Source organism: Nocardioides sp. Z35_8 (assembly GCF_059621125.1).
Genome location: NZ_JCAQIE010000002.1, coordinates 40162 through 56081 on the forward strand (window position 1 = coordinate 40162; position 15920 = coordinate 56081).

The following is a 15920-nucleotide window of genomic DNA, read 5'->3' on the forward strand; positions in this document are numbered from 1 at the left end:
GAACTCCCACATCTGGACACCAACACAACCTCGGAATCGTATCCGCCGCCCCACCGGCGGGGCAAAACGAGTGACACGCGACGAGTCCGGTGCGGCCCCGGACGAGGGTCTCACGGCCGGGGGCCGCCGCCCGCGTCGCCGGGGGCGACGAGGCCGGACTCGTAGGCGAGCACGACGACCTGGGTGCGGTCGCGCAGCCCGTGGCGCACGAGCACCTCGCTGAGGTAGCCCTTGACCGTCGACTCGGCCAGGTGCAGCCGCGCAGCCACCTCGGCGTTGGACAGCCCGCGCGCGACGAGGCGCACGACGTCGGCCTGGCGCGGCGTCAGGCCGAGCGAGGAGCCGTCGCCGACCGGAGGACGCGCGAGGTGCTGCTCGACGAGCCGGCGCGTGACGTCGGGGGCCAGCAGGGTGTCGCCGGCGTGGACGGCGCGTACGGCCGCCCAGAGCTGCTCGCGGCGCACGCTCTTGAGCAGGAAGCCGCTCGCACCCTCGCGCAGCGCCGCGGCCACGACCGCGTCGTCGTGCACGGTGGTGAGCACCAGGACGCGGGAGGCCAGGCCCGCACCGACGATCCGCCGGGTCGCCCCGACCCCGTCGAGCCGCGGCATCCGGACGTCCATCAGCACGACGTCGGGCAGCAACGCCTGCGCCGCGGCGACCGCCTCCTCACCGTCGGCGGCCGTGCCGACGACGTCGAGATCGGGTGCCGCGGCGACGATGGCCACCAGCCCGTCGCGCACGAGCGTCTCGTCCTCGGCGACGACCACCCGCAGCGGCGCGGGGGGCGGCGCGGAGGGCAGCGCGGGCGCGCTCACCGGGCCCCGTCCCGCTCGGGCGCGGTGGCCCGTCGCTCGCGCGCGAGAGGCAGCCGCGCCTCGACCACGAACCCGCCCTCGCGCGGACCGGCAGCCAGCTCGCCGCCGAGCGCCTCCACGCGCTCGCGGAGGCCGGCCAGGCCGCGCCCGCTCCCGCCGTACGACGACGCGTGCCGCCGGCCGGTGCTGTCGACCACGACCCGCAGCTCCTCGGCGACGACGTCGATGCGCACCTCGGCCAGCTCGCCGCTGGAGTGCCTCAGGGCGTTGGTGAGGCCCTCCTGCACCACGCGGTGCACGCAGCGCCCGACGTCGGGCGGCAGCACCGGGAGCGGCGCGAGGTCGGTGCGCACCGCGAGCCCGGCGGCCCGCACGCCGGCCGTGAGCGCCTCCAGCGAGCCGGGGCCCAGGTCGTCCGGCGCGGCGCCGGTCTCGTCCTCGGTGGACAGCAGCCCCAGCAGGCGGTGCAGCTCCTCGAGCGCCTCGCGGCTGACGTCACCGATGGCCAGCAGCGACCTCCGGGCCGCCGCGGGATCGCCCTCGGCGACGGTCGCCCCCGCCTCGGCCTGCACTGCGATGAGCGTCACGGCGTGCGCCACCACGTCGTGCAGCTCGCGGGCGATCCGCGCGCGCTCGCGCTGGACCGCTGCGGCAGTGGCCTCGCGCTGCTCGCGCTCGAGCTCGTCGATGCGGCGTTGTCGTCGCCCCACGGCCAGGCCGAGCGCCGCCGGCACGGCGAGGAAGAGCATGAGGGTGGGCAGGATGTTGACCGGCGAGTCGGACGGGTCCAGCGCGATGGCCATCGCCAGGGCCATCGCGAGGAGCACCCCGCCGACGACGCCGTCACGACGCGTCGCGTAGGCCGCGAGCGAGTACGACGCCACCACGGTGGCGAGCAGGACGCCCACCTCGTCGGGCGACTCGAGCGCCACCGACTCGACCGCGAGACCGACCGAGACCGCCGTCGCCGTGCCCAGCGGGTGGCGGCGCCGGAACGCGAGCGCGCCGCACGTCGCCACGGCCAGCGCGGCGCGGGCCGGCGCGTGGTCGGCCTGCGACACCAGCAGGGTCTCGACGGCCGCACCCAGGGCGAGCAGCGCCGCGAGCGCGACGTCGCCACCGCTCGTGTGTCGCCCCGGGCACCTCACCACAGGCACGACGCTACTGCCGCGACGAGGCGTCCGGCCCCGTCCACAGGAGGGTGCGGACCCGCCCGCAGGAGGGTCGGGTCGGTCGTCGCGAGGGTGCCGAGGGCCCCGCGGCCGTTCCTAGCGTCGGAGCCCTACGCACCCGACCAGGAGGAAGCCATGTCCACCACCACCCTCGCCACGCACGACGCGCCCGCTCCCCCGCGGCCCGACGCCCCCTCACGATCGTGGTGGCTGCTCCTCAGCGGCTTCCTGCTGGTCGCCGTCAGCGAGGTCGTCGCGCCGCACCAGGCGATGTCGGCCGCGGACGACCCGCAGGCACGGGCCGCGTTCGTGGTCGCGCACGAGGGGCCGTTGCTCGTCAGCTACGTGATGTCGTTCCTCGCGGCGCCGGTGATCGGCGCCCTCTTCGTCCGGCTCGGCTGCCTGCCCGACGGCCGCGGGCGGGTGGTCGGCAGGATCGCGGCGGGCCTCGGGCTCCTCGGGACGGCCGGCCTGGCCGGGCTGCGGACCGCGGAGCTGATCGCGCGCGACCTCTACCTCGTCGACCCCGGTACGGCACCGGTGATGGAACGCATCGGCGAGTCCGGCGCCGCGGGTGGCGTCACGTTCCTGGCCCTGATCCCGGGCTTGATGCTCGGCCTGCTGCTGCTGGCGTGCGCCGGCGCGCGGGCGGGCTGGGTCGGGTGGTGGGTCGTGCTGCCGGCACTCGCCGCCGTGGTCTGCGACTTCCTGCCCTTCGCGTGGAAGACCGTGGCGTTCGGCGTGCTCGCCTCGATCACCTGCGGCGTGCTGATCGCCGGCGCGGCGCGACGCGCACGGTCGTGAGACCGGCGCCGGCCGGCGCGCGGGGGCTAGGCCTGCGCGCGCTCGGCGAGGCGGGCGAGGAGGCGAGCGTGCACGGCGTCGGGCACGAAGCCGCGCACGTCGCCGCCGAGCGCCGCGACCTCCTTGATCAGGCTGGAGGAGACGAACGCGTTGCCGACCGCACCGGGCAGGAAGACCGTCTCCACCGCGGTGAGGTGGGAGTTCATCTGGGCCATCGGCAGCTCGTACTCGTAGTCACCGGCCCCGCGCAGGCCCTTGACGATGGCGACCGCCTCGATCTCGCGGCAGAAGTCGACGATGAGGCCGTCGAACCCGGCGACGTGCACGTTGGCGATGCCGGCGGTGGCCTCCTCGAGCATCGCGATGCGCTCGTCGGGGGTGAAGAGCCGGTTCTTGCTCATGTTGGTGCCGACGGCGACGACGACCTCGTCGAAGAGGGTGGCGGCGCGCCCGACGATGTCGAGGTGGCCGTTGGTCACCGGGTCGAAGGACCCGGGGCAGACAGCGCGACGCACGGGCGTCCTTCCTTCGCAGGGACGGCTCTGCTCCCGCGGGTGGTCGGCGGGCTCAGGGGGCCACGGTGGCGTGACCGTACCAAAGGGCGGTCTCGCCGTAGCGGCGCGTGCGGTCCTCCTCGATGCCCGGCGGCCAGGTCAGCACCGTGCGCTTCGCGGCCCGCTCGACCACCACCAGGGCGCCCGGCACGAGCCAGCCCTGCGCGACCAGCGCGACCAGGTCGGCGTCGACCGCGGCGTCGGGGGTCGGGTAGGGCGGGTCGGAGAACACCACGTCGTAGGGCGCCGCGGGGGGCGAGGCGAGGAACGCCGCGACCGATGCCGCCACCACCCGGGCGCGCGAGAAGCCGAGGGTGGCCGCGTTGCGGGAGATCAGGGCGGCCGTGCGGCGGTCCTGCTCGACCATGGTCACCACGCCCGCGCCCCGCGACCACGCCTCGAGGCCCACGGCGCCGGAGCCGGCGTACAGGTCGAGGAACCGCAGCCCGTCGAGCGACCCGGTGCGCGACTCGATCGCCGAGAACAGGGCCTCGCGCACCCGGTCACTCGTCGGACGGGTCGTCTGGCCGCGAGGCGTCTCAAGCCGTCGACCTCCGGCCGTTCCCCCGATGATGCGAGTCATGTCCCCGTGCTCAGCCCTTCTCCATGAATCCCGACACCGCCGAGCGCTCGACCTCGGCAACCGCGGCGGCCAGGTCGGGCGCCTGCCCGAGCGCGAAGTCCTCGGAGAGTAGCGCCTCCGCGGCCTCGCGGGCCCGGACGATCGTCTTCTCGTCGCGGAGTACCCGAAGTGTGACGAGGCTGGAGTGGAAGCCCGACTGGTTGGCGCCGAGCACGTCGCCCTCGCGCCGCTGCTCGAGGTCGACGCGGCTCAGCTCGAAGCCGTCCGTGGTCGAGGCGACGGCGTCGAGGCGCTCGCGCGCCGGGCTGCCGGCGTCGGCGTGCGAGACGAGCAGGCACAGCCCGGGCAGGCCGCCACGACCGACCCGGCCGCGCAGCTGGTGGAGCTGGGAGACGCCGAACCGGTCGGCGTCGAGGAGCACCATCGTGGTGGCGTTGTGGACGTCGACGCCGACCTCGATGACCGTCGTGGACACCAGGACGTCGATCTCCCCGGCGGCGAAGGCGCGCATCGTGCGGTCCTTGTCGTCGGGCGCCATCCGCCCGTGCAGGACGGCGGTGCGGAGCCCGGCGAGGGCGCCGGCCGCCAGCTCGGCGTGGACCTCCTCGACCGCCGCGAGCGACCGCTTGGGCGCGATCTCGGTCCCCTCGTCGTCGAAGTCGAGCTGGTCGGTCTCGCCCTCCTCCCCCGCGTCGCCGGAGATGCGGGGGCACACCACGTACGCCTGGTGCCCCTGCTCGACCTCCTCACGCACCCGCTGCCACACCCGCTCGATCCAGGTGGGCTGCTCGGCCAGCGGCACGACGTTGGTCTGGATCGGCGCGCGGCCCGCGGGCAGCTCGGCGAGGACGGACGTCTCGAGGTCGCCGAAGACCGTCATCGCGACCGTGCGCGGGATCGGCGTCGCCGTCATCACGAGCACGTGCGGAGGCGAGCCGGCCTTGTCGGTCAGCGCCGCGCGCTGCTCCACGCCGAAGCGGTGCTGCTCGTCGACCACCACGAGGCCGAGGTCGGCGAACTCCACCCGGTCCTCGAGCAGCGCGTGGGTGCCGATGACGATGCCGGCCTCGCCGGTCACGATCCGCAGCATCGCCTCCTGGCGGGCCGCCTTGCCCATCGAGCCGGTGAGCAGCACGACCTGGGTGGCACGCGGGTCGCCGCCGAGCATGCCGCCCTGGGCGAGGTCGCCGAGCATGGCGGAGACGGAGCGGTGGTGCTGCTGGGCCAGGACCTCGGTCGGGGCGAGGAGGGCGGCCTGTCCCCCGGCGTCGACCACCTGGAGCATCGCGCGCAGGGCGACCAGGGTCTTGCCCGAGCCCACCTCGCCCTGGAGCAGGCGGTTCATCGGGTGGTCGCGGCCGAGCTCCTCGGCGACGAGGTCGCCGATCTCGCGCTGACCGCCGGTGAGCTCGAACGGCAGCCGCTCGTCGAAGGCGGCCAGCAACCCGTCGTCGCGGCGCACGCGGGCCCGCGCGCCCTGGGCCCGGTGGGCCGCGCGCCGGCGGGCGAGGACGAGCTGGAGCACCAGCGCCTCCTCGAAGCGGAACCGCTTCTGCGCGGCGCCGACCTGCGTCCAGTCGTCCGGGGCGTGGATCCAGCGCAGCGCCTGCATCACGTCGAGCACGCCGAAGCGCTCGCGCAGCTCGGGAGTCAGCACGTCCGGGACGTCGGTGACGAGGTCGAGCGCCGTCGCCACGACCTTCTGGATGTCCCAGGTGTAGAGCTTGGCGGTCAGCGGATAGACCGGCATCAGCTTGCTCAACCGCGGTGCGTCCGGGCCGTCGAGCGCGAACCCGTGGGGCTGCTCGAGCTGCCAGCTGCCGCGGAACTGCTTGGCCCTGCCGGTGAAGACGGCCCGCGCCCCGGGGCGGAACTCGGCCTCGTGGCGCTCGACCATGGTGGCGTAGGGGCTGAACAGGGTGACGGAGAAGTCGGGGCCGTCGGTCCGCAGCCGCACCGTCGTCCGGAACTGGCGGCGGTTGCCGCTGAAGAAGGACGCGCTCTCGCACGAGCGCACCTCCCCCACGATCGTGAGCTGGTCGCCGACGACGGGCGTGGCGACCTCCGAGAGCTCGGTGGCCGCCACGTAGCGGCGCGGGAAGTGGCGCAGCAGGTCGCCGACCGTCTCGAGCCCGAGGCCCTCCTCGGCCAGCTTGCGCTTCTTGTGGTGGTTGCCGAACACCGCCCCGATGGGGCTGTCCGGGGTGATCGCGACCATGCGTGAATCCTGCCGCTCACTCCACGCTGACCAGCAGGGGGTAGCGCGACTGGCCGCCGTCGTGGACCGCCACGTCGACGTGGGGGTGGCGCTGCTCGACGTGGGCGGCGACCTGGCGGGCGAGCTCCTCGCCGCCGTCGCCCGACACGATCGTCACCAGCTCGCCACCGCCGGCGAGGAGGCGCTCCAGCACGTCGGTGGCGACCTCGCCCAGGTCGGAGCCGACCACCGCGAAGTCGCCCGCGATGACGCCGAGCGCGTCGCCGGGCTCGCACGGGCCGGCCATCGTGATGGCCCGGCGGGCGGCGACGGTCACCGCGCCGTGGCGCACGTGGCGGGCGGTCGCGGTCATCTCGCGGACGTCGGCGTCGAAGGCACGACCGGGCTCATGGACCGAGATGGCGGCCAGGCCCTGCACCTGCGCGTGCGTCGGGATCACCTCGACGGTGACGTCGTGCTCCGCCTCGGCCGTACGCGCCGCGATCTCCGCGGCCCGCACGCTGTCGGCGTCGTTGGGGAGCACCACGACCTCGTGCGCGCCGCACTGGACGACCGCCTCGAGGAGCTGGCCGGTCGACGGGCGACGGCCGGGCCCGCCGGGCACGACGACCGCGCCGGCCGACGCGAACAGCTCGGCCAGTCCGTCGCCGGCGGCGACCGCGACGACGCGACGGCCCGAGCGGGTCGAGGCCCTCTGCCGGCCGGCGACCAGGTCGGCGAAGTGGGTGACCCGGATGCGGTGCGGCCGGCCGGCGGCGATCCCGGCCTCGATGGCGGCGCCGACGTCGTCGACGTGCACGTGCACGTTCCACAGGCCCTCGCCCCCGACGACCACCAGGCTGTCGCCGAGCGGTCCGAGCCGCGCACGGAGCTCGACGACCCGCTCCTGCTCCCTCTCGGGGTCGACGTCGAGCAGGTACATCACCTCGTAGCCGGGGCCGTCCTCGGTCAGGTCGTCACCCGGGGCCAGCGTGGCCACGGGGATGTGGTGCGTGCCGAGGGGGGCCGAGAACGGCGTGGGCCGGCGTCCGGTGGCGGTGGTCTCGACCGCGTCGAGCACGACGCAGAGCCCGCGGCCGCCGGCGTCGACGACCCCGGCCTGGGCCAGCACGTCGAGCTGCTCGGGCGTGCGCAGCAGGGCCGCGCGGGCGGCGGCCGCCGCGGCGGTGAACACGTCGCGGGTGCGCGCCCCGCCCGCCGCCGCCTCGACCGCCGCGTCCGAGGCGGCCCGCGCGACGGTGAGGATGGTGCCCTCGACGGGGACGCCGACGGCGGCGTAGCTGGCCTCGGTCGCCTCGGCCATCGCCGCGGCGATCGTCTCGGCCGGCCGGTCGGCGACCGCGGCGCCGGCGAGGTGACGTACGTAGGCACGCAGCATCTGGCTGAGGATCACCCCGGAGTTGCCGCGAGCGCCCATGAGCGCGGCCCGGGCGAGCACGGCCATCCCGTCGCCGAGCGCGAGCCCGGGGTCGTCCGCCATCGCCTCGCGCAGCGCGTCGCGGGCCGCGGAGACGGTGAGGAACATGTTGGTGCCGGTGTCGCCGTCGGGCACCGGGTAGACGTTGAGCGCGTCGATCTCCTCGCGCGCCGACGAGAGCGCGTCCGTCGCGATGTCGACGAACCGCGCGACACCGTCGAGGGTGATGCCGTGGGTGACGTGCTCCATCGGGTCGGTCTGCTCCGGGTTCTCGTGGGTTGTCAGGGGTTCCGGCGGGTTCTCATCGCGCAATGTGGGGCGATGTGGTGCGCGCCACAGGCTAGTGCCCGCATTGCGCGGGGCTACGATTTCATCCCGCCCCGGGTCCTCGGCTACTCTTGCGCGGTTGCCTGCTGCCGCTTCATGCGGGGTGCGGGCCTCACGAACATCTCTATCAACCTCGAACGGATCGGAGTGCACGGTGGCTGCCGTCTGCGACATCTGCGCCAAGAAGCCGGGCTTCGGAAACAACCGTCCCTGGTCGCGCAAGATCACCAAGCGTCGTTTCAACCCCAACATCCAGCGCGTCCGGGCGACCGTCAACGGCACGCCCAAGCGCCTCAACGTCTGCACCGGCTGCCTCAAGGCCGGCAAGGTCTCCCGCTGACCTGACGTCGTCGATCGAAGCCCCCGCCGCTCTGCGCCGGGGGCTTCGTCGTGCGTGGGTGGTGTCCGCGGCTTCTGGCGGCTTGTCGGAGTCCCCGCTCGAGCGGGGACTCCGACACCTGGAGGCCGTTGCAACCCCCTCGAAGTGTCAGACTCCCCCTCCAGGTCGGCACCGATCGCCGCCGATCGGCGCCGGGCGAGCCCGCCCGGCGCGGTCAGGTCGGCGTTGAGTCTCCAGGAGACTCAGGGGCCAGGAGACTCAGAAGTGGGTCCAGCCGGTGGGGCCGTCGTACGCCCCGCCGTCGACGGTGACGCCCTCCCCCTCGAGCACCTCGCCGATCACCTGCCACCCGGCGGGCACCGACGCCACGTCGGGGAAGGTGGCCAGCAGGGAGTGGTCGTCACCGCCGCCGAGGATGAACTGCATCGGGTCGGCGCCGAGGGCGGCGCCCACGGCCTGGAGCGGCTCGGGGATCTCGAACGCCCCGGTGCGGACGTCGATCGCGACGCCGCTCGCGTCGGCGATGTGCCCGGCCTCGGCCAGGAGGCCGTCGGAGATGTCGATGAGCGAGGTCGCCCCCGCCTCTGCGGCGACCCGGCCCGCGGCGTACGGCGGCTCGGGGCGGCGGTAGGCCTCCACCAGCACCCGCGGCGAGCGGAACCCGCGGCCGAGGACGGCCAGCCCACCGGCGGCCCACCCCTGGCGGCCGGTCAGCGCGAGCACGTCGCCCGGCCGGGCGCCCGAGCGCAGGACCGGCGCCTGGGCGCACTCGCCGAGGACGGTGACCGCGATCGTCAGCTGGTCGGCGCGGGTCAGGTCGCCGCCGACGACGGTCGCGCCGATGCCCGCGCACTCCTCCGCGACGCCGCGGGCGAAGTCGAGCGCCCACGCCACCGGGAGGTCCGCCGGCGCGGCCAGGCCGAGGGTGAGGTGGCGGGCGACCCCGCCCATGGCGTTGACGTCCGAGAGGTTCTGCGCCGCGGCCCGGTGGCCCACGTCGGCGGCGCTGGCCCAGTCGCGGCGGAAGTGGCGGCCCTCGACCATCAGGTCGGTGGAGACCACGACGTGGCCGCGCTTGACCCGCAGCACGGCGGCGTCGTCGCCGGGGCCGACGAGCACGTGCTCGTCGGCATCGGTGGCATCGCCGAGCTGGGCGATGAGCTCGGCGATGAGGTCGAACTCGCCGGCCTCACCGAGGGTTGCGTCCGCTGCCAGTGCCATGGGCCCATCCCACCAGACGGCGGGCCGCCCGGGTCGCACCCGTCCCCTGTCGGGGCCGGCTCGCCGCGCGATAGGTTGTGTCCGTCACACCCGATGAACGAGACCGAGGAGTCCACGATGGTCGTCCAGGCCTACATCCTGATCCAGACCGACGTCGGCAAGGCCGCCGAGGTCGCCCGCGAGATCGCGCAGGTCAACGGCGTCACGCTCGCCGAGGACGTCACCGGTCCCTACGACGTGATCGTGCGCGCCGAGGCCAAGAACGTCGACGAGCTGGGCAAGCTCGTCGTGTCCAAGGTGCAGAACCTCGACGGCATCACCCGCACGCTCACCTGCCCGGTCGTCCACATCTGAGCGACCCGGCCCCCGTGCAGCCGCCTCGACGCCTCGGCCCCACCACGGGCCGGGGCGTCGTCACGTCCGTCGCCCTCGGCGTCCTCGTCCTGTGGGCGGGCACCGGGTGCTCGGGCGCACCCACGATCGACGACGTCGACCTGTCCGAGCGCGACCGCGCCGCGTGCGAGGCGCTGGTCGCCGACCTGCCCGAGACTCTCGCCGGCCAGGAGCGGCGCGAGGTGGAGCCGGCCGACGCGCTGGGCGCGGCCTGGGGCGATCCGGCCTACGTCCTCTCCTGCGGCGTGGAGCGGCCCGACGACTACGAGCCCACCGCGGAGTGCAGCGTCATCGAGGGTGTCGGCTGGTACGTCACCCCGGACCAGCTCACCGACATCTCGGAGACCGCGACGCCGGTGGCCCTCACCCTCGACCCGCTCGTCGAGCTCACGGTGCCCGCCGACTACCGCACCGAGGGGATCGACCGCGCGCTCGCCGACCTGGCGCCGGCGCTGAAGGAGCACCTGCGCGAGGGCCTCCCCTGCCTGTGACCCTGGCTGGGATCCTGCCGGTGATCCTGCCTGTGACCGCTCAGCGCAGGCCGGTGTCGCGGCGCAGCGCCAGCTGGACGAGCCGGTCCACCATCGCGGGGTAGGACATCCCGGTGGCCGCCCACAGCTGGGGATACATGGAGGTCGGCGTGAACCCCGGCATCGTGTTGAGCTCGTTGATCACCAGCGACCCGTCGGGCATGAGGAAGAAGTCGACCCGGGCGAGCCCCTCGCACGACAGCGCCTCGAACGCCCGCACCGCCATCGCGCGCAACTCCTGCTCGGTCTCGGCGGAGACGTGGGCGGGGATGTCGATCTCGGTGTGCTGGTCGGGGAGGTACTTGGCCTCGAAGTCGTAGAACTCGTGGTCTCCGCCGGTGCGCACCTCGCCGGGGCGCGAGGTCTCGGGCGGTCCCTCGAACGTGCCGAGCACGCCGCACTCCACCTCGCGGGCACCCTCCATCGAGTGCTCGACGAGCACCTTGGGGTCGTGGCGGAACGCCTCCTCGAGCGCGTCCGCGACCTCGGTGGCGTCGTGGACCTTGCTGATGCCCATGCTCGAGCCGGCGCGGGCCGGCTTGGCGAACGACGGGAACCCGAGCTCCTCGATCCGGGCGCGGCAGCCGAGGGGGTCCTGCTCCCACTCGGTGCGGGTCACGACGATGCCGGGCGTGACCGGCAGCCCGGCGGCCTGCAGGACCACCTTCATGTAGGCCTTGTCCATGCCGATCGCCGAGGCGAGCACGCCGGAGCCGACGTAGCGCACGCCGGCCATCTCGAGCATGCCCTGGAGGGTGCCGTCCTCGCCCCACGGCCCGTGGAGCAGCGGGAACACCACGTCGACCTCGCCGATGACCGACGGGACGCTGGACGCCTCGGTGACGACGAGGTCGGTGCCCGTGGTCGCGCCCCGCAGCGCGACGGGCGACCGGTCGGCGTCGACCTGCGGGAGGTCGTTGCCCCGGATCGCAAGACGCGCCGGCTCGTCGCGCTCGAGCACCCACCGCCCGTCGGTGGCGATCCCGACCGGCACCACGTCGTAGGCCTCCCGGTCGATCGCGGCCAGCACGCTGCCTGCGGTGACGCAGGAGATGCCGTGCTCGGAGGAGCGGCCCCCGAAGACGACGGCGACGCGCGGCTTGCGCGCAGCGGAGTCCGGGGTGGGGTCCGAGGTGGTGCGGGGGGAGGTGTCGTTCATCGCCTCGACCCTATCCACCTACGCTGGCGCGTATGGCTGCAGACTCACCGCTCAGGCCCGCGACGATCGCCGTCACGGCCGGTCGGCCCGACAAGGTCCCCGACGCGCCGCTCAACACCCCGATCACGATGGCGGCGACCTACGTCGCCGGCGGCGAGGTGGAGTACGGGCGCTACGGCAACCCGACGTGGACGGCGCTGGAGGACGCGCTCGGCGCCCTGGAGGGCGGCCGCTGCCTGACCTTCGCGTCCGGCCTGGCCGCGGTCGCCACCGTGCTCGACCTGGTGGGCGCGGAGGGAAAGGTCGTCGCGCCACGGCACGGCTACACCGGCACGATCATGCAGCTCGCCGACCTGGAGGCCCGGGGCCGGCTCAGGGCGGAGCTGGTCGACGTCACCGCCACCGACGCGGTGGTGGCGGCCTGCGACGGCGCCGCGCTGGTGTGGCTGGAGTCGCCCACCAACCCGGCCCTGGAGGTTGCCGACATCCCCACGATCACGAAGGCGGCGCACGAGGCCGGGGCGTACGTCGTGGTCGACAACACCTTCGCCACTCCCCTGCTCCAGCGGCCCCTCGACGACGACGTCGACATCGTCGTGCACTCCGCCACCAAGTACCTCGCCGGGCACTCCGACGTGCAGATGGGCGCGATCGTCACCCGCGACGACGAGCTCCACGGCGTGCTCAAGGGACGTCGCGACCTCGTCGGGGCGATCCCCGGCCCGTTCGAGGCGTGGCTGACCCTGCGCGGCCTGCGCACCCTGCACCTGCGCGTCGAGCGCGCGCAGGCCAACGCCCAGGAGCTGGCCCGCCGGCTCGCCGAGCACCCCGCGCTGTCGGAGGTGCGCTACCCGGGCTTCGGCGCGATCGTCAGCATCGTGCTCGCCCAGGGCGAGGTGGCCGCCGACCTGCTCAGCCGCAAGACCCGCCTGTGGATCCACGCCACGTCGCTCGGCGGCGTCGAGTCGAGCCTGGAGCGCCGCCGGCGGTGGAAGGCCGAGGCCGCCACCATCCCCGACGGCCTGGTGCGGCTCTCCGTCGGCATCGAGGACGTCGAGGACCTCTGGGACGACCTGCGCACCGCGCTCGACGGGTGCGTCGGCTGACGGCTGCGCAGCGCGCGTGTAACGCTTCAGCCCCATGGGGCGAAGTACGGGCATGGAGCCACCAACCGATGTCGCCGACATCTCCGGCATCGGGCGCGACCCCGACGCCTTCGAGGCGTTCTACCGCGCGCACCTGGCCTGGGTACGCCGTTTCGTGGCGCGCCGGGTCGACGACCCGCACACCGCGGCCGACCTGACGGCCGACATCTTCCTCGCCGTCATCGACAGCGCAGCACGCTACGACGCCACCGCCGGCACCGCCAGCGCTTGGCTGGCCGGCATCGCCCGGCACGTCGTCGCCGACGACGTCCGTCGCCGGGTGCGGGAGTCGCGGGCGCACGGCCGGCTGTCCGGGCGGGCGCTCCTCGACGAGCAGTCCGCCGAACGCATCGCCGATCGCATTGACGGGGAGCGGATGGCACGTCAGCTCCACCGCTCGCTCGCGTCCCTGCCGGACAAGCAGCGAGCCGTCGTCGAGCTCGTGGCCGTCGACGGGCTCAGCCTCACCGAGGCGGCGCACGCCCTCGGCATCTCCGCCGGCAATGCCCGCGTCCGCTACCACCGGGCTCGGACCCGGCTCCAGGACGTCCTTCCCAGCCCCTTCGAGGTGACCGCATGAGCACGCACACCCCTCCCCCGCCCGAGCTCGACACCTTCGAGTCCCGCCTCCTCATCGGCCTGCGCCGCGAGGTGGCGACGGCGCCGGCCGTCGCCCCCGCCCCACGTCGTACGCGTCGTCGTGCCCTCGCCGTCGCGGCAGGCGTCGCCGCCACCGCGGTCGTGGGAGTCGTCCTCGTGCCGGGCCTCGGGACGACGCGTGCGTACTCGGTGCAGGAGGGCAACGCAGGCACCATCGAGGTCCAGATCAACCGCCCCCAGGACGCCGCCGGTCTCGAGCGCGCGTTGGAGGAGCACGGGATCGCGGCGGACATCACCTATCTCCCCGACCTCCAGGGGTGCGCACCTGGCCGCTACGCCGAGGTGGGCCGCGAGGTGGGCATGTCCCTCCAGATCGGCCAGGAGATGGTCAAGGTGACCCTCCCGCCGGGCGCGGTCCGTGACGGCGAGACCTTCGTGATGGTCCTGTCCGTCGAGGCCATGACCCAGCACGAGCTGTCCGACATCGAGGAGCGCGACGGACAGCGGGTCGTCGAGGGCACGAAGTCCTCCGTGACCGCCGAGGTCGCCAGCGGCCCGGTCGGGGCGTGCGACGTCGTGGCGGGGCGGGGCTGAGCAGCTGGGTCGCAGTTCACTCGTACCTGGTACGAGTGATGTTCGAGTCAGGCTCTGGAAGTCGTGTCCCGGCTGACCGGATCTCGAGGCGCTCGTGCGACTTCGCTCCTCAGTCGCGTCGCTTGCTCGATCTGCCCGCTCCCACGTCCCGACCTCGTACCTCGGTCAGAACCGGGCGTCTCAGTGCAGCTCGGGCTTGGTGTCGCGGGCGATGAACGAGTTCATCATGTCGAGCGCGGTCATCTTGCCGTCGACGACGGCGTCGACGGCCTCGGCGATCGGGGCGTCCACGCCGGTGCGCCGAGCCAGCTCGAGCAGCGACTTGCAGGACTTGGCACCCTCGGCGACCTGACGCGTCGTGGCGTAGATGTCGGCGGTCGTCATGCCCTGGCCGAGGCGCTCGCCGAAGGTGCGGTTGCGCGAGAGCGGCGAGGAACACGTGGCGACCAGGTCGCCGAGGCCGGCGAGCCCCATGAGGGTCAGCGGGTTGGCGCCCTGGGCCGTGGCGAGGCGGGCGGTCTCGGCGAGACCGCGGGTGATCACCGACGCGGTCGTGTTGTCGCCGAAGCCCAGGCCGACCGCCATCCCGACGGCGAGACCCACGACGTTCTTGTAGGCGCCGCCGATCTCGCACCCGAGGACGTCGACCGAGGTGTAGGGACGCCACGACGGGCCGTGGGTGAGGGCCTGGAGGTGCTTGGCCCGGTCCTCGTCGACGCAGGCGACGACCGAGGCGGCGGGCTCGCGGCGGGCGATCTCGCGCGCCAGGTTGGGGCCGCTGATGACCGCGATCCGGTCGCCCGGCCCGTCGGTGACCTCCTGGATGACCTCGCTCATCCGCATCAGGGAGCCGAGCTCGACGCCCTTCATCAGCGAGACCAGGGTGGCCTGCTCCGGCAGGACCGGGGCCCACTCCGTGAGGTTCTCGCGGAGGCTCTGTGACGGCACGGCCAGCACGACGACGTCGGCGTGGGCGGCGACCTTCTCGGGGTCGGTCGACGCCGTGATCGACGGCGCCAGCTCGACGCCCGGCAGGTAGTCGGTGTTCTCGCGGCGATCGTTGATCGCCTCCACGACCTCCTCGCGCCGCGCCCAGAGGGACACGTCGTTGCCGGCGTCGGCCAGCACGAGCGAGAAGGCGGTGCCCCACGACCCGGCACCGAACACTGCGATCTTCGTCATCGGGTGCGCTTCCTGTTCGTGCGGTGGCCCCGGACGGGTGCCTCGTCGCGGGGGTTGCCGATCTCGCGTACGCCGCTGGCGCGCGGGTCGAAGCGCTGCTCCGGGGCGTCCTCGCCACGGATGTCGGCGACGAGGGCGGTGATCGCGGCCATGATGCGCTCGGTCGCGGCGGCGATGGTCTCCGCCGACTGCGGCCGCGTGAGGAGGTCGTCGAGCGGGACGGGGTCGCCGGCCTTCATCACGATGGTCTTGCGCGGCACGAGGTGCGGCCGCTTGGTGTAGGGCGGGAGCACGTCCTGGGCACCCCACTGCCCGACCGGGATCACGGGACAGCCGGTCGCCAGCGCGATCCGCGCCGCCCCGGTCTTGCCCTTCATCGGCCACAGGTCGGGGTCGCGGGTCAGCGTGCCCTCGGGGTAGACGATGAGGCACTCGCCGTCGTTGATCGCCTGCACCGCGGCGTCGTAGGCGCCGATCGCGTTGCGGCTGAGCCGCTCGACGGGGATCTGGCCGGCAGCGGTGAGGAAGGCGCCGAGGTACTTGTTGGTGAACAGCCCGGACTTCGCGAGGTAGCGCGGCAGCCGGCCGTGGTCGTAGACGAAGTGCGCCGAGAGCAGCGGGTCGACGTGCGAGAGGTGGTTGATCGCCACGATGCAACCGCCCGTGGCCGGGATCTTCTCGCCGTCGATCCAGGTCCGCGAGGTGGCGGTGAGCAGGGTCGGCTTGAGGATCGACGCGGCGACGGTCATCGCCCAGCCACGCTTCCGCTCCAGCTTCCTGACGCGCACCGTCGCCCCTCCCGATCCTGCTGTGCTCGCGGGCCCGGCCCGGATGCTCCTGTGTGTCGCGAGCAGGCTATCCGG

17 protein-coding genes are annotated in these 15920 nt (G+C 73.9%); 7 read left to right on the forward strand and 10 right to left on the reverse strand.

The features are described 5' to 3' along the window. Nucleotides 1–110: 110 nt before the first annotated feature. Together AC54T2_RS11970 and AC54T2_RS11975 are read right to left on the reverse strand one after the other, a co-directional pair. Nucleotides 111–818, reverse strand: coding sequence for a response regulator (locus tag AC54T2_RS11970; protein ID WP_489974737.1), 708 nt, complete (start codon nt 816–818; stop codon nt 111–113). Further along, nucleotides 815–1969, reverse strand: a complete 1155-nt coding sequence (locus AC54T2_RS11975) for a sensor histidine kinase (protein ID WP_496666283.1) — start codon at nt 1967–1969, stop codon at nt 815–817. The genes AC54T2_RS11970 and AC54T2_RS11975 overlap by 4 nt, the downstream gene beginning before the upstream one ends. Before the next feature lie 156 nt (nt 1970–2125). On the opposite strand from AC54T2_RS11975, the gene AC54T2_RS11980 reads away from it, so the two are divergent. Next, nucleotides 2126–2794 carry a hypothetical protein gene (locus AC54T2_RS11980; protein WP_186340908.1) on the forward strand — a complete coding sequence of 223 codons (669 nt, stop codon included), beginning with the start codon at nt 2126–2128 and terminating at the stop codon, nt 2792–2794. Between the two features lie 26 nt (nt 2795–2820). Here AC54T2_RS11980 and coaD read toward each other — a convergent pair whose 3' ends face one another. From coaD to AC54T2_RS12000, 4 genes are read right to left on the reverse strand one after another with little or no spacing between them, the layout of a single operon-like run. After that, complete coding sequence (gene coaD, locus AC54T2_RS11985; protein ID WP_496666284.1) at nt 2821–3309, reverse strand: pantetheine-phosphate adenylyltransferase; 489 nt, start codon at nt 3307–3309, stop codon at nt 2821–2823. Between the two features lie 52 nt (nt 3310–3361). After that, nucleotides 3362–3931, reverse strand: coding sequence for a 16S rRNA (guanine(966)-N(2))-methyltransferase RsmD (gene rsmD, locus AC54T2_RS11990; RefSeq protein WP_186340906.1), 570 nt, complete (start codon nt 3929–3931; stop codon nt 3362–3364). A gap of 10 nt (nt 3932–3941) precedes the next feature. Further along, a complete protein-coding gene (locus AC54T2_RS11995) occupies nt 3942–6149 on the reverse strand; it encodes an ATP-dependent DNA helicase RecG (RefSeq protein ID WP_496666285.1) in 2208 nt (735 codons plus the stop codon). A gap of 16 nt (nt 6150–6165) precedes the next feature. Next, entirely contained in the window at nt 6166–7815 is a 1650-nt protein-coding gene (locus AC54T2_RS12000) for a DAK2 domain-containing protein (protein WP_496666286.1), read from the reverse strand. 232 nt (nt 7816–8047) lie between these two features. Here AC54T2_RS12000 and rpmB point away from each other — a divergent pair, with 232 nt between their 5' ends. Beyond that, nucleotides 8048–8233, forward strand: a complete 186-nt coding sequence (gene rpmB / locus AC54T2_RS12005) for a 50S ribosomal protein L28 (protein WP_056602600.1) — start codon at nt 8048–8050, stop codon at nt 8231–8233. A gap of 258 nt (nt 8234–8491) precedes the next feature. On the opposite strand, the gene AC54T2_RS12010 is transcribed toward rpmB, so the two are convergent. After that, entirely contained in the window at nt 8492–9454 is a 963-nt protein-coding gene (locus AC54T2_RS12010) for a thiamine-phosphate kinase (protein WP_496666287.1), read from the reverse strand. 117 nt (nt 9455–9571) lie between these two features. Between AC54T2_RS12010 and AC54T2_RS12015 the strand changes: the two genes are divergently transcribed. Both AC54T2_RS12015 and AC54T2_RS12020 read left to right on the forward strand, forming a co-directional pair. Further along, a complete protein-coding gene (locus AC54T2_RS12015) occupies nt 9572–9808 on the forward strand; it encodes an Lrp/AsnC family transcriptional regulator (RefSeq protein WP_090972075.1) in 237 nt (78 codons plus the stop codon). Nucleotides 9809–9822: 14 nt separating this feature from the next. Further along, the gene (locus AC54T2_RS12020; protein WP_496666288.1) at nt 9823–10338 is read left to right on the forward strand and encodes a DUF3515 domain-containing protein; all 516 of its coding nucleotides are present in this window, start codon (nt 9823–9825) and stop codon (nt 10336–10338) included. A 40-nt stretch (nt 10339–10378) separates the two neighbouring features. Here the strand turns inward: AC54T2_RS12020 and AC54T2_RS12025 are convergent, their stop codons facing one another. Further along, nucleotides 10379–11536 carry a D-alanine--D-alanine ligase family protein gene (locus tag AC54T2_RS12025; RefSeq protein WP_496666289.1) on the reverse strand — a complete coding sequence of 386 codons (1158 nt, stop codon included), beginning with the start codon at nt 11534–11536 and terminating at the stop codon, nt 10379–10381. Between the two features lie 32 nt (nt 11537–11568). Here AC54T2_RS12025 and AC54T2_RS12030 point away from each other — a divergent pair, with 32 nt between their 5' ends. From AC54T2_RS12030 to AC54T2_RS12040, 3 genes are read left to right on the forward strand one after another with little or no spacing between them, the layout of a single operon-like run. Then, nucleotides 11569–12642, forward strand: coding sequence for a trans-sulfuration enzyme family protein (locus AC54T2_RS12030; RefSeq protein ID WP_496666290.1), 1074 nt, complete (start codon nt 11569–11571; stop codon nt 12640–12642). Between the two features lie 52 nt (nt 12643–12694). Continuing rightward, on the forward strand, nt 12695–13261 hold the full coding sequence (locus AC54T2_RS12035) for a sigma-70 family RNA polymerase sigma factor (protein ID WP_489974745.1): 567 nt from the start codon (nt 12695–12697) through the stop codon (nt 13259–13261). Further along, nucleotides 13258–13875 (forward strand): hypothetical protein, encoded by a 618-nt coding sequence (locus AC54T2_RS12040; RefSeq protein WP_489974746.1) that lies wholly within the window; start codon nt 13258–13260, stop codon nt 13873–13875. The genes AC54T2_RS12035 and AC54T2_RS12040 overlap by 4 nt, the downstream gene beginning before the upstream one ends. Before the next feature lie 180 nt (nt 13876–14055). Here the strand turns inward: AC54T2_RS12040 and AC54T2_RS12045 are convergent, their stop codons facing one another. Further along, nucleotides 14056–15057, reverse strand: a complete 1002-nt coding sequence (locus tag AC54T2_RS12045; RefSeq protein ID WP_496666291.1) for an NAD(P)H-dependent glycerol-3-phosphate dehydrogenase — start codon at nt 15055–15057, stop codon at nt 14056–14058. Continuing rightward, entirely contained in the window at nt 15054–15845 is a 792-nt protein-coding gene (locus AC54T2_RS12050) for a lysophospholipid acyltransferase family protein (RefSeq protein WP_496666292.1), read from the reverse strand. The genes AC54T2_RS12045 and AC54T2_RS12050 overlap by 4 nt, the downstream gene beginning before the upstream one ends. Nucleotides 15846–15920: the final 75 nt, after the last annotated feature.

Bases quoted from the DNA above. Each gene is read 5' to 3' on its own strand.
- AC54T2_RS12030 (WP_496666290.1), top strand. From the start codon at position 11,569: ATGGCTGCAGACTCACCGCTCAGGCCCGCGACGATCGCCGTCACGGCC.
- AC54T2_RS11995 (WP_496666285.1), bottom strand. From the start codon at position 6,149: ATGGTCGCGATCACCCCGGACAGCCCCATCGGGGCGGTGTTCGGCAAC.
- AC54T2_RS12010 (WP_496666287.1), bottom strand. From the start codon at position 9,454: ATGGCACTGGCAGCGGACGCAACCCTCGGTGAGGCCGGCGAGTTCGAC.
- AC54T2_RS12000 (WP_496666286.1), bottom strand. From the start codon at position 7,815: ATGGAGCACGTCACCCACGGCATCACCCTCGACGGTGTCGCGCGGTTC.
- AC54T2_RS11980 (WP_186340908.1), top strand. From the start codon at position 2,126: ATGTCCACCACCACCCTCGCCACGCACGACGCGCCCGCTCCCCCGCGG.
- rsmD (WP_186340906.1), bottom strand. From the start codon at position 3,931: ATGACTCGCATCATCGGGGGAACGGCCGGAGGTCGACGGCTTGAGACG.
- AC54T2_RS12045 (WP_496666291.1), bottom strand. From the start codon at position 15,057: ATGACGAAGATCGCAGTGTTCGGTGCCGGGTCGTGGGGCACCGCCTTC.
- AC54T2_RS12015 (WP_090972075.1), top strand. From the start codon at position 9,572: ATGGTCGTCCAGGCCTACATCCTGATCCAGACCGACGTCGGCAAGGCC.
- AC54T2_RS12025 (WP_496666289.1), bottom strand. From the start codon at position 11,536: ATGAACGACACCTCCCCCCGCACCACCTCGGACCCCACCCCGGACTCC.
- AC54T2_RS12040 (WP_489974746.1), top strand. From the start codon at position 13,258: ATGAGCACGCACACCCCTCCCCCGCCCGAGCTCGACACCTTCGAGTCC.
- AC54T2_RS12035 (WP_489974745.1), top strand. From the start codon at position 12,695: ATGGAGCCACCAACCGATGTCGCCGACATCTCCGGCATCGGGCGCGAC.